The sequence below is a fragment of the Nonomuraea jabiensis genome, assembly GCF_014204795.1.
Classification (GTDB): Bacteria; Actinomycetota; Actinomycetes; order Streptosporangiales; family Streptosporangiaceae; genus Nonomuraea; species Nonomuraea jabiensis.
Map to the genome: position 1 here is coordinate 585,893 of NZ_JACHMB010000001.1, position 11,663 is coordinate 597,555.

The 11,663-nt window shown below is 69.1% G+C and carries 10 protein-coding genes and 1 tRNA gene; 6 read left to right on the forward strand and 5 right to left on the reverse strand.

Going from position 1 to position 11,663, the window contains the following annotated elements; translation table 11 throughout:
• The first annotated feature begins 15 nt into the window (after positions 1 to 15).
• Complete coding sequence (locus tag HD596_RS02480; RefSeq protein WP_185067680.1) at positions 16 to 792, forward strand: helix-turn-helix domain-containing protein; 777 nt, start codon at positions 16 to 18, stop codon at positions 790 to 792.
• A 137-nt stretch (positions 793 to 929) separates the two neighbouring features.
• Here HD596_RS02480 and HD596_RS02485 read toward each other — a convergent pair whose 3' ends face one another.
• Positions 930 to 1,610, reverse strand: coding sequence for a response regulator transcription factor (locus HD596_RS02485; protein WP_185067681.1), 681 nt, complete (start codon positions 1,608 to 1,610; stop codon positions 930 to 932).
• On the reverse strand, positions 1,603 to 3,546 hold the full coding sequence (locus HD596_RS64605) for a sensor histidine kinase (protein ID WP_185067682.1): 1,944 nt from the start codon (positions 3,544 to 3,546) through the stop codon (positions 1,603 to 1,605). Before HD596_RS64605 ends, HD596_RS02485 begins: the two co-directional genes overlap by 8 nt.
• A gap of 303 nt (positions 3,547 to 3,849) precedes the next feature.
• Between HD596_RS64605 and HD596_RS02495 the strand changes: the two genes are divergently transcribed.
• Together HD596_RS02495 and HD596_RS02500 are read left to right on the forward strand one after the other, a co-directional pair.
• On the forward strand, positions 3,850 to 5,382 hold the full coding sequence (locus HD596_RS02495) for a serine hydrolase domain-containing protein (protein WP_185067683.1): 1,533 nt from the start codon (positions 3,850 to 3,852) through the stop codon (positions 5,380 to 5,382).
• Positions 5,383 to 5,516: 134 nt separating this feature from the next.
• Positions 5,517 to 6,638: an alpha/beta hydrolase family protein gene (locus HD596_RS02500; RefSeq protein WP_185067684.1), complete on the forward strand. Its 1,122-nt coding sequence runs from the start codon at positions 5,517 to 5,519 to the stop codon at positions 6,636 to 6,638.
• 95 nt (positions 6,639 to 6,733) lie between these two features.
• Here HD596_RS02500 and HD596_RS02505 read toward each other — a convergent pair whose 3' ends face one another.
• Both HD596_RS02505 and HD596_RS02510 read right to left on the reverse strand, forming a co-directional pair.
• Positions 6,734 to 7,036, reverse strand: coding sequence for a hypothetical protein (locus tag HD596_RS02505; RefSeq protein ID WP_185067685.1), 303 nt, complete (start codon positions 7,034 to 7,036; stop codon positions 6,734 to 6,736).
• Between the two features lie 299 nt (positions 7,037 to 7,335).
• Positions 7,336 to 8,172, reverse strand: coding sequence for a helix-turn-helix domain-containing protein (locus tag HD596_RS02510; RefSeq protein ID WP_185067686.1), 837 nt, complete (start codon positions 8,170 to 8,172; stop codon positions 7,336 to 7,338).
• Positions 8,173 to 8,343: 171 nt separating this feature from the next.
• On the opposite strand from HD596_RS02510, the gene HD596_RS02515 reads away from it, so the two are divergent.
• The 3 genes from HD596_RS02515 (at position 8,344) to HD596_RS02525 (ending at position 10,836) form a co-directional block, all read left to right on the forward strand.
• Positions 8,344 to 9,543, forward strand: a complete 1,200-nt coding sequence (locus HD596_RS02515) for a Gfo/Idh/MocA family protein (protein WP_185067687.1) — start codon at positions 8,344 to 8,346, stop codon at positions 9,541 to 9,543.
• Between the two features lie 232 nt (positions 9,544 to 9,775).
• Positions 9,776 to 10,141: a hypothetical protein gene (locus HD596_RS02520; protein ID WP_185067688.1), complete on the forward strand. Its 366-nt coding sequence runs from the start codon at positions 9,776 to 9,778 to the stop codon at positions 10,139 to 10,141.
• Complete coding sequence (locus HD596_RS02525) at positions 10,138 to 10,836, forward strand: hypothetical protein (protein WP_185067689.1); 699 nt, start codon at positions 10,138 to 10,140, stop codon at positions 10,834 to 10,836. Before HD596_RS02520 ends, HD596_RS02525 begins: the two co-directional genes overlap by 4 nt.
• Before the next feature lie 323 nt (positions 10,837 to 11,159).
• On the opposite strand, the gene HD596_RS02530 is transcribed toward HD596_RS02525, so the two are convergent.
• A tRNA-Arg gene (locus tag HD596_RS02530) sits at positions 11,160 to 11,233 on the reverse strand.
• Between the last annotated feature and the right edge of the window lie 430 nt (positions 11,234 to 11,663).

The following is an 11,663-nucleotide window of genomic DNA, read 5'->3' on the forward strand; positions in this document are numbered from 1 at the left end:
GAGGGTGATGCGTCCATGGCCGCAAGCGAGCTCGACCCAGGAGCCAGTCCTCTCGCTCTCTTCGGGGCCGAACTGAGGAGGCTGCGGGACGAAAGAGGCGTAACGCAAGAAGAGATCGCGGACTACGCCCATGTCAGCAAGAGCCTGGTCAGCCAGATCGAGAACGCCAAGCGCACACCGCAGCGCGACTTCACCGAGCAGGTAGAGAGCCTTCTCGGCCTCAAGGGAGACCTGCTCCGCCTCTTGCCCCTCGTAATCAAGTCAGGACCGACCTGGTTCCGTCAGTGGCCAAAGATCGAGGCCGATGCTCATACCCTGCGCACGTGGCAACCCCTCGTGGTTCCCGGACTGCTTCAGACGCGCAACTATGCTCGCGCGATCCTGAGCGGGCAGCCAGGCATCAGCAACGAACGCGTCGACGAAGAAGCTGAGGCACGCCTCGCCAGGCAGGTGGTGTTCGACCGTCCCGAGCCACCCATGTACGCGGCGGTCATCGACGAAGGAGTCCTCCTGCGCCCCATCGGAGGAGCCGAGGTGATGCGACAGCAGCTCGACCACCTCCTCAAACTGCTGGCTCACCCCTGCATCACCCTGCAGATCGTTCCGATGGGTGGCCCGAGCCGACGCCCAAGGTCGCTGTGGCGATCCGGGCGATCTACCGAGGCAAGCGGCAGGTGCCGTTACCGGTCCGAGTGCGTGATGAACTGGGCGAAGTCTTCGCCGATGAGACGTTCGCAGGCGCCTTCGGCAAGGAGGGCCGGCCGGGCTGGTCGCCGGGACGCCTGGCGTTGATCACAGTGTTGCAGCGGGTGGGCCGGCACGACGGCGGCCAGCACTGCGAGCAAGGGGCCGGTCGGGGGTTAGGACGAAGCGGTGAACCCGGCGTTGGCCGCCCTCTCCAGGGCTGCGGAAACGTCTGACAGACGGCTCTAGAACTCCGCGCCAAGGTACTTGACCACCGCTGCCACACGCCGGTGCACGTCCGGCGCGTTCTCCAGGCCAAGCTTGTGGAAAATCGTGTTCACGTTCTTCTCGACCGCGGACACCGACAGGTGAAGCGACTGCGCGATGCCAGCGTTCGACCTGCCGAGGGCCATCTCCCCGAGCACCTCCCGCTCCCGCGGAGTCAGCCCCCCGGCGGCCGGACGGGTGCGCCTGACCCGGCGCCGCACCAGCGCGTCGACCACCTGCGGCTCGACGACCGAACCGCCCGCGGTGACCGCGCCGATCGCGCCGAGCAGGTCGTCGAGGTTGCCGATCCGGTCCTTCAGCAGGTACGCGAGCCCCTCACTGCCGTGCCTGAACAGCTCGAAGGCGAACAGCGCGTCCCGGTACTGCGACAGCACCACCACTCCGGTCCCGGGGTGCTCGGCGCGTACGCGATGGGCCGCGTCGATGCCTTCGAACCCCTCGCGGAAGGACGCTCCCGGCATGCGGATGTCGGTCACGATCACGTCGGGCTCGAACCGGCGCACGGCGTCGAGGAGCTCGTCGGCGTTGATGGTCGCCGCGACGACCCTGACCTTGCCGGAGGTCTCGAGCAACTGCCGAAGGCCCTCCCTGACCAGGTAGTGGTCGTCGGCGAGCACCGCCCGCACCTGGTCAGCCATCGACCGGTATCCAGGCGTTCACCCTGGTGCCCTCCCCCGGAGCGCTGATCGTCTCAAGATTCCCGCCGAGCGCGCTGAGCCGGTCGGCCAGAGGTCCGAGCCCGCGACGCGTCGCGGCCGCCGGGTCAAAGCCCTTGCCGTCGTCGGCCACCTCCAGGAGCAGGTCCCCGTCGCGCAGTCCGAGCCGTATTTCGATCCGGGAGGCGGCGGCGTGCTTGAGGGCGTTGGCGAGCGCCTCGCCGACCGTGAAGTATGCCGCCCCTTCCACGTCGTCGCAGAAGCGCCGCCCGCGCAGCTCGTCGTCGACGGTGAGCCCGACGTCGACTGGCAGGCGGTCGCAGCGTTCCTCCACCGCCTCGACCAGGCCGCCCTGGGTGAGAACCGTCGGGTGGATGCCCGCGGCCAGCTCTCTCAGGTCTTCGAGCGTGGCCCGCGCCTGCGCGCGCAGTTGCGCCAGGGTCTCGGCGCGAGGGGCGGTCCGGGCCAGTTCGAGCCCCGCGATGAGGGCCACAAGCTGTTGTTGTACGCCGTCGTGGATGTTGCGTTCGATCCGCCGGCGTTCGGTCTCCTGGGCGTGGACCAGGCGTGCGGCCAGACGGGTGGCGCGCAGGGCCAGGCCCGCCTGGGCCGCCAGGGCGGTGAGCAGCGTGTGGTCCCGGTCGGTGAGCCTGCCCTCGATCTTGGGGCCGCACGACAGCCGTCCCACCACCCGACCTTCGCTCGTGATCGCGACGGTTCGCTCCGGTGGGCTCGTGACGGCGCCCGCGTTCGCCTCCGTGCCGTCCTCCAGGCGTACGGCGATCCACTGGGTGCCGAGGGCGGAGCGGGCGACGTGCGCGAGGTGCCGCAACTGGCTGCCCGGCTCCGACATGGCGTCCAGCGCCGCACTCATCTGGACCAGGACATGTGCCGCCGTGGGGCGTACGCCGAACACCAGCCGGTCGGCGAGCGCTTCCAGCCGCGCCCGTACCGGCTGAAAGACAAGCGTGACCAGGACGGTCAGGACGACCGTGATCGCGACCGGCAGCCGCTCCCCGGCGACGACGCCGAGCCCGGTCGCGACGCCGGCGTAGACCAGCGCGATCGCGGACCACAGCAGGCCGTAGGCCAGCGACCCGCGGATCACCAGCCGGATGTCGAGCAGGTTGTACCGCACGACGGCCACGCCGATGGCCGCGGGTACCGCCCCGAGAACGGACAGCACGACGAGCCCGCTGAGATCCGGCGCGACGAGCCGGTGATCGATGCCGAGCGCGAGCAGGAACCCGGTCCCGTTCAGGAGGAAACCCGCCGTCATCCATCGCAACTGCCGCCTTTCGGACGGCGCGGCGCCCCGCCAGCGCGTGATGAGCGCGCCGAGCGCACCCGCCGCGGCTACCGGCATCAGCAGCGACCCCACTGTGGCCGCCGCCGCAGCCAGCGACCCCGCGACGCCGGGTAACGCGAGCGGGTTGGCCACAGGCACGTCCTCATCCACGAGGCCGGGCGCGAACAGGACGCCGAACGTGTGCAGCGCGATGCACGCGGTGCCTGCCCAGGCGAGCGGCCGCCACCGCGGCGAAGGCAGTCGGCCATCAGGGAAGAGCAGCGGGACGAAGATCCATACGAGCCCGTAGTGCACGCCGAACAGCGCCGCCGCCGCGACGCCGGGGCCAGGCACGTCCTGCCCCGTCCGTACGTGATGCAGGAGAGCACCCACACCCAGGCCGCCGAGGCCGAAGCACAGGGCGGCGCCGAGCAGCAGCCAGCCGTAAGGGTTGGTGGGCCGCCGGACGGCGATCAGCCGGCCAAGGACGGGCAGGGGCAACCCGATCGCCACGAAGAACCACTGGGACAGAGGCACCGGGAACCCGGTCTCGAGCATGGCGCCCACGAGTGTGCCCAGCCCGGCCGTGACTGCCATCGCGCCGGCCAGCAGCCGCACACGGGAGGTCACCACGGGAACATCACGCGAAGGGGCGAAGGGGCGAAGGGGGCATCGCCATCGATGACCGCCTCCTCGGACCTGCGAACACGACTCGCAGGCCAGCGTAGCGCTGTCAGGAGCGCAGCTCGTCCGCCCGTCGGCGCCGCCGATCGAATGCCCGTCACGACGTCGCAGCATGCCAGCTCCGCGGGCGGGGTTTCCTGTGGTTAACCGCACACTTTCTCCGGCTGGCCGCACTCATCTCACGCGGTGGCCGGCACCCTTCGGCGCCGAGGCTCGCCTGGCTAGCTTCGTCGGCTGGAGGTGGACCTCGTGACAACCACGATTGATCAACACGCAGCGCACGGCCGGCGTCGCCGCAGGCGACGCGCCCTGATCGTACTCGCCGCCGTCGCGGCGGCGGCGCCGCTAGCGGGTCTGCTCGCGCCGCGCGGCCTGCGACTCGGCCCCGAGAGCACGGGCGACGCCGCGCTGGCGCGGGTCGTACGGGAGGCGGCCTGGCCGTCGGCGGGACACCACGCGCTCGCCGTCGCCCTCATCGACAAAGGCGTCGTACGGACCGCCGGCGTGGGGACGACCGACGCGCCCGGCGGCAGGCCGGTGGACGACCGGACGCCGTTTGAGTTCGGCTCGGTCACCAAGACGATGACCGCGATGATCTTCGCCGACATGGTGAAGAAGGGGGAGCTCACGCCGCGGACTACGGTCGGCGAAATCTTCCCCGGCCGATCGTTCCGCGATCCCAGCGTCGCGAATACTTCGCTGGAGGAGCTGGCCGGTCATCGCTCGGGCATCCCCAGCGTCCCGGCCTCGGTCACCAGCGCCGCCGTCCTCGGCAGCCTGGTCGGCGGCAACCCGTACGGCGGGTGGAGCGCGCGCGACGTCGTGGACGACGCCGCCGCATCGGTGGCGACCGGCCGTGGCGAGATCGCCTACTCCAACCTCGGCTTCGCGCTGCTCGGACAGGCCCTGGCCGCCAAGGCGGGCGACACCTACGACGGCCTGCTCCGGCGGCGCCTTCTCGAACCCTTGGGCATGCGCGACACCGTCCTCGTCAGCGACCCGCACTCCCTGCCGCGCGGCCACGCCACCGGCCATCTCACCTCGGGCCACGACGCCCTGCCCTGGGCCAGCGACGGGTACGCCCCGACCGGTGCGGGCGGCTGGAGCACCAGCGCCGACCTGGCCCGCTTCGTCGCGGCCGTGCTCGACGGCACCGCCCCCGGCACGGACGCCACCCGCCCTCGCTGGCACCTCGCCGAGCACGACAGCGTCGGGTACGGCTGGCGCACCACGAACGGCGTGACCTGGCACGACGGCCACACCGCGGGTTTCTCCAGCTACGTGGGGCTCGACCGCACGTCGGGACGCGGCGTGGTCGTCCTCGGCGACACCTCCGCGGCCGTCGACTACATCGGGCTCCGCCTGCTCGGCAAGGACAGGCCGTCCGAGCGGGACCTGCTGACCGGCGAGCTCCCCGTTCTGGCGTCGACCCTCCTGTGTCTCGTCGCAGCGGCCCGCACGCTGGAGATCGCCGCTCGGCGCCCGGGCCGCCGCCTGCTCCCCGTCCCGGACCGGCTGAAGATCGTCTCGATGGCGTGGCGTGCCATCGTGCTGCTGGCGGCCTCCTGGACGTTCGGCACCTGGAACATTCTCTGGCCGCCGTTGTGGCCGGCTGTGGCGGCCCTCGTTGCCGCCGGCGTCGCCGTCGCCGGCCCCCGCTGGGTCCGGCTGCCGGTCGCCCGCGGCCCACGTCCCCGCCTGCGCTGGGCCACCACCATGGCCTCTGTACTGCTGTGGGCGGCGGTCGCGGCGGTCGTCGTCATTGCATGGGCCGCCCGTTGAAGCGTTCCAGAGAACTTGACCGGCTCAGCGAGGCCGATGCGACCGCGGGCGTACTCGGGGCCATGCGAAAGTCGCACGTGAGGCTGGACGTTCGGCCGAAGCGGGCGCTCCGGGGCGATCGAGAGCATGGCGGCATGAAGGTAAAGATCACTCATGCTGTCACCGCGGGCCTGCTCACCCTCCTCGCCGCCGCGCCCGCCCAGGCGGCTGTGGTAACGAGGGCCGAGCCCGTTCGGAGCGTGGCGCTGCCCGCGCCGACCGGATCCCAGGCGGTGGGGACGGTCAGCCTGCACCTGGTCGACCGGAGCCGCCCTGACCCCTGGATGCCCACGGAGAAGGCCAGGGAGCTCATGGTCTCGCTGTGGTATCCCGCCGAGAAGGCCGCCGGCCGGCCCGCGCCCTACATGACGGACGAAGAGGCCACGGCCATGCTCAAGGGACAGAAGGTCACGGGCGTCCCGAGCAAGACGGTCAGCGGTATCAGGACCCACGCCGTGACCGGGGCCCAGCCCGCCGGCCGCGACGGCACGCTGCCCCTGGTGGTGCTCTCCCCCGGGTTCACCATGCCGCGCTCGTCGCTGACCGGCCTCGCGGAGGAGCTGGCCAGCCGAGGGTACGTGGTCGTCGGCATCGACCACGTGCACGAGTCGTACGGCACCACGCTCCCCGGCGGCCGGCTGGCCTCCTGCGCCGCGTGCCCGGAGCAGGAGGCCGACGCCTGGGCCTTCGGCGACAAAGCGGTCAAGGGACGGCAGGCGGACGTGTCGTTCGTGCTCGACCGCCTGCTCGGACGCCATCCCGTCTGGAAGGGCGCCAGACTCGTCGACCGCTCCCGCATCGGCATGGCCGGGCACTCGCTGGGCGGATCGAGTGCGTCGTGGACCATGGTCAAGGACTCGCGCGTACGCGCCGGGGTCGACATGGACGGCACCTTCTTCGTGCCCGTCCCCGACAAGGGCCTGCGGCGACCGTTCATGCTGATGGGGGCGGGCCAGGTGCACGAGCCGGGCGGCAAGGACTTCACCTGGGGCCGCGACTGGGCGCGCATGACGGGCTGGAAACGCTGGCTCACGATCCAGGGCGGCGACCACGCATCCTTCACCGACTACACGCTGCTGACCAAGCATTCGGCGAGGGATCTGCAGGTCTCCCGGGCGTACGTGGTCGCCTTCATGGACCGGCACCTGCGCGGTCGCGACCAGCGCCTCCTGGACGGCACCTCCGACGCGTTCCCCGAGGTCAAGTTCTGGCAGTGACCCGCCAGCGCCGACAATCATGACGGACAGCCAAACTGACTCATCACGTGGGACGCCAGGGCCAGGTGCGGCCTTGACATGACGCACCGGGCGCCCTACCTGCACCAGGGCTGGAATGACGCTGCACCAACATCACACAGCTGCACCGCGAAATCACCGCGCAGGGTTTCCGCGGCAGCTACACCACCGTCTACCCCTACCTGGTCGCCTTCAAAGGCAAGACGGCACCGCCCGCCGTCCAGACCCCGCCGAAGGTCCGCCACATCACCAGTTGGATCCGCCGCCGCCCCGAAAAGCTTGATGCCGGCGAGCAGGTCAGGCTCAATGAGGTGCGTGCGGCTTGCCCAGATCTGCACGCGCTGCGCGGCCACATCGAACCGTCGGAATGGCTCAACCACCTTGATAGCCCGGCAAGCAGCACCCGCGCCGCTTTGCGTCCCGCCGTGAGGTGGACTGCCGGTCTGACCGATGCCACGCCGGGACGGGGAGCCGACGGACAAGCGGGTGGCGTTCTCGGGCTGTTTCGCGCGAGACCTCGTACGACAGCTCCACGGTGCAGGCAGCGGTGCTGGGACGGCATCCCCCATGTGCCGTCCCCGCGCTGGACCGCCCCGGCCACCGGCCAGAGAACCAACATAGTGACGTTCTGGATCTGGCCGGTCGTCCTCCTGCTGGTCACGTGGGAGGCCACCGCTCTTCAGGAGAACTCTGCCGTACGGTGGCGGCTGTACTCGCGCCGGAACTTCGCGGGTGATGTGCCACAGGCAGAAGTGAACACGCTGTAGAACCGGCTGACTGAACCGAAGCCGACTGTGGACGCGATGTCATTGATCGGTAAGTCGGTGATGATCAGCAGTCGGCGGGCCTCCGCAAGGCGGTGCTTGGTGAGGTATTCGACCATGGTTGTGCGGACCACCTTGCGGAACTGGGCCATCGCGTAATTGGGGTGCAGGTGCGCGGCGCCGGCGATGTCGGCGCTCGTCAATGGCTCGCGGAAGTGTTCGGCGATGTGCCGCACCATGGCGATGACGTGCTGTAGCGCCGGTTCGCCTCCGGCGTACCGGGGCACTGGTTCGCCCATGCTCGTCAGAGCGAGCCGGCGGACCCTGGCTTCGATCTCCAGCAGTGCGATCCGATGGCGTTCGCGCTGGTCGGTGGCCAGGTCGTCGGCCCACTGGGCAAAGGTCACGGGATCGGTAGGCAAGATGGCCGACGGTGCGGAGACCAGGGGTGCACCGGATAGAAGGCGCCTGACGAGCGTGGCGGGCAGTCGCCAGCCCAGGAAGGTCGTGAACGGCACGTGGAGCCAGTGGACGGACGTCGCCGAGTTCGCCACCAGCTGGTGCGGTACCGCGGCCCAGAACACTGCCAGGCTTCCAGGGCCGATCTCGACGGGCGTGCCACCGAACAGGTAGAGCATGGTGCCGCCCTCGATCACCAGATTGATCTCCAGGTCGTCGTGCTGGTGGGGGGAGCCCATGACCACCGGTCGGCCACCCCATCCGGTGAGACTCGGCGGTTCAAGGCTGGACATGAGAATCCAAGAAATTTTCACTCTCTTAGATGAAGCGTTCGTGGATTCTAGGCTTCTATCGTCGTGACAGTCCACGCGGGCCGCCTGCAGCCACTGCTGACACCTCACCGACCGCGGGTCCGCGGGGCAGGAAACATGACCATTGCTCTGACGGCATGACAAGGAACTTTCATGACCTTCTCTTTAGGCATCGTCGGCGCCGGGCAGTTCGCTGGCCAGTTCGCCAAGCTATGGCGGCTCCACCCGGGCGTCGGCGACATCTGGGCCACCGACCTGGTCCCGGACCGGGCCGCCCGACTGGTCGCCGACTACGACCTTGCCGGGACCATGCCGTCCTTCGAGGCCTTGCTCAACTCAGACGTCGACGCGGTCGCCATCTTCACCCAGCGCTGGACCCATGGGCCGCTGACCGTCCAGGCGCTACGGGCCGGTAAGCACGTGTATGCAGCAGTGCCCATGGCTGTGGCCGAGGAGGAGATCGAAGCCATCATCATGGCCGTCCAAGAGACTGGGCTGATCTACATGATGGGCGAGACCAGCCACTACAACCCGGCGACCGTGTACGCCCGCAATCAGATCGCCGCCAGCAGCTTCGGACGGCTGTTCTACGCAGAAGGCGACTACGTGCACGACATGGACCTCGGCTTCTACGACGCCTACCGGTACAGCGGCGGCGACAACTGGAAGGCGACGGCCAGCTACCCGCCGCTGCTCTATCCCACCCATGCGATCGGCGGCGTGCTCGGCGCCTGGCAGACGCACGCGATCAGCGTGTCGGCGATCGGAGTCGTCGACGATCGCGGGGACGGAGTGTTCGACAAGTCGGTCAGCCAGTTCGGCAACGACTTCTCCAACGCCACCGCGCTGTTCGAAGTCGAGGGCGGAGGATGCTTTCGGACGAACGAGTTCCGGCGAGTCGGCTACCCCTCACACATCCGCGAGTCGCGGTTCCGGTTCTTCGGCACTGAGGGGAGTCTGGAGCAGCTGGCCACAGTGAGCCTGTGGCAGGACAAGAGCGGTGTCACCGACGTCACCGACTACCTTCAACCCAAACCGACCCTGCCCCCTGATGACCCCTCGCTCCAGCACGTTTCCCCCGCCCTCAGAGACGCCTTCACCTCGGGCTCAGCGCCGGTGCACGACCGCTCCCGGCTGCCTGAAGAGTTCACCCACGTCTCCAACGGCCACGAGGGCAGTCACCACTTCCTCGCTGACGACTTCGTACAGGGGGTCGCCACCGGCACCCTGCCCCCGGTCAATGCCTGGGTCGCTGCACGCTACACCTTGCCCGGCATCGTCGCGCACCAGTCCGCCCTCAAAGGTGGCGAGCGGCTGGCAATTCCGGACTTCGGAAACGCCCCCCGGGCGTGAAAGACAGAGGTCCAAGGTGCCTCAAGGGGCACCTTGGACCGGCCTTCGAGGAGGCCGAGTTCCGAAATTAGCGGTAGTGACCTGCGGCTTCTTTGCCTGTCAGCGATCCGTAATGGCCCGGAACTCCTACAGCTCCGGCCAGCGGCCACTCAGTTATCAGTGGGTATGGCGGCGCGGTGCCAGAACCTCGGTTACCTTGGCGATGGCTTCGGCGCCGGGTTTGACGTAGCGCATGGCGGTGCGGGTCGCGCTGGCGACCCGGCTGCTCAGCGTCGCGGACGCGCGCGCGGTGGAGACCTACACCTCACCCGTGCCGCTCTTCGCCTCTGGCACGGAGGCGGCCGAGCATGGCCTGGCCGACCTCGATGCGCCGAGCCTCGAGGCTGTCCGGGCGATCGCCAAGGTCGACCGTAGGCGGGCGGGGCTGACCGGGCGGGGCGAGGCGATCGGAAACGCCCCGACTTCCGAGGCTTTCCGGGCGATCGCCGAGCTCAATCGTAGGCTGGCCGCATTCGTGCAGACCGAGGCGGCGGGCGGCACGCCGCCCGCGGGCGAGCCCGGTATCCCGCCCAGCGAGCAGGGCCCAGCCGTATCTTGACCGCCGACGGAACCGAGCTGCGCACGACGCCGCCCCCGCACGAGACCGCGGCACGGCGTAATCCCGACGATTTCGACGTCGCCGCCTGGCAGCGGCATGCCGGCGACCTGCTGGACACCTGGCTGCGAGAGGAGTTCACCTGGGCGAGCCGGCCGCTCGCCCTGTTCCTCACCGAAGTGAATGCCGTGTTCGACGATGGCCACCGGCTCGCCCTCTGGCAGACCGCCGAGCCATCCACTGCCTTCCGGACCCTGGCGTTACGCTCAGCACCGATGCTCGACGACGCCGAGTACGACATGTTCCATCCCGTCTGGGTGGAGCTGATGGAGGCGCCGTGGCTGCTGGAAGGACGCCTGCTGCACACCCGCACACCCGCTTCGAGATCGACCAGCATGCTTCGCCCACAACGGCGTCAATCTGCTGATCGCGGTTCCGGATCGGCGCACGCCGGACGTGGCGCCGCGGCTCGACCCGGACACGTCTCGTACACGACCGATCAAGGCATCCTCGCCGTCCCGCTGTGGCCGTTCCGGGCACTGTCTGCGATGCGCGCAGGAGCCGACGCGGCCACCGCCCTGCTACTCCTGGCCGGCACCGCAGTGGCAGATTTTGCGGTGCACGAGGCGCGCTGGAGACCTACCAAGGTGTCCCGGGCCGCCCTGTCTGGGATCCACACGACAGCCCGCACGAGCTGACCATCGAGGTGCGCTGGCAGAACACTGACATCGTCACGCAGGGCTGGTCCGTGATGAAGCGGATGTGAGAGCCGCGAGCGATGTCCCCGCCACGTTCTCCGCGACACGATGGCGATTGCGAGCGGTTCTGTACCCAGGAGGGGTGGGACGCATGGGGCGGATAGAGCAGGCGGCACGCTTGCCGCAGGAGTCGGAGGGTGGCGAATGGATCATGGTGTGTGCGGGGGTGGTGCGCGCGAGCACGCACGGAGCACGCAAGCGCTAGACGAAAATTCTAGAACGCATCCGATCCCGCGTAACCGCAGGTCAGAACATGATCAAAGCGCGCCCTGCAGGATTCGAACCTGCGACCGTCGGATTAGAAGTCCGGTGCTCTATCCAGCTGAGCTAAGGGCGCTCCCGCCTTATTGTGCATGATCCGGCGACATGTCACGCACACGTTTTCCTCGTGTCAGGCTGTCAGGCCGATCACACCCCACATGAACAGCGTTCCCAAGGCCTTAGGCGGCAGGGTCGAACCGGTGGCCCGGCAGGGTGTGTGAGCCTCTGGGAGGATATCGGAGGCGGCCAGATGGGGGAGGAAACCGGCGAAAAGACCGAGGTAGGCGCTCCGGGTACGGTCCGAGACGGTGATGGGGGCGTCAGGGGGCGGCGGTGCGTCCAGGAGTTGGAAGGTAGGGGTGCGGCAGCGGGCGTGTCGTAGAGGGGGTGACTGTCCGTGAAGTTGTGAGCGGTTGACTCCCGTTGTTGCGGCCATCGTCGGGGAGGTGTCCGTCTGGTAGGCGGGCTTGGGAGGCTCAGGACGATTGGAGTGTTGGGGGGACGTC

Bases quoted from the DNA above. Each gene is read 5' to 3' on its own strand.
- HD596_RS02480 (WP_185067680.1), top strand. From the start codon at position 16: ATGGCCGCAAGCGAGCTCGACCCAGGAGCCAGTCCTCTCGCTCTCTTC.
- HD596_RS02485 (WP_185067681.1), bottom strand. From the start codon at position 1,610: ATGGCTGACCAGGTGCGGGCGGTGCTCGCCGACGACCACTACCTGGTC.
- HD596_RS02500 (WP_185067684.1), top strand. From the start codon at position 5,517: ATGAAGGTAAAGATCACTCATGCTGTCACCGCGGGCCTGCTCACCCTC.
- HD596_RS02510 (WP_185067686.1), bottom strand. From the start codon at position 8,172: ATGTCCAGCCTTGAACCGCCGAGTCTCACCGGATGGGGTGGCCGACCG.
- HD596_RS02515 (WP_185067687.1), top strand. From the start codon at position 8,344: ATGACCTTCTCTTTAGGCATCGTCGGCGCCGGGCAGTTCGCTGGCCAG.
- HD596_RS02520 (WP_185067688.1), top strand. From the start codon at position 9,776: ATGGCGGTGCGGGTCGCGCTGGCGACCCGGCTGCTCAGCGTCGCGGAC.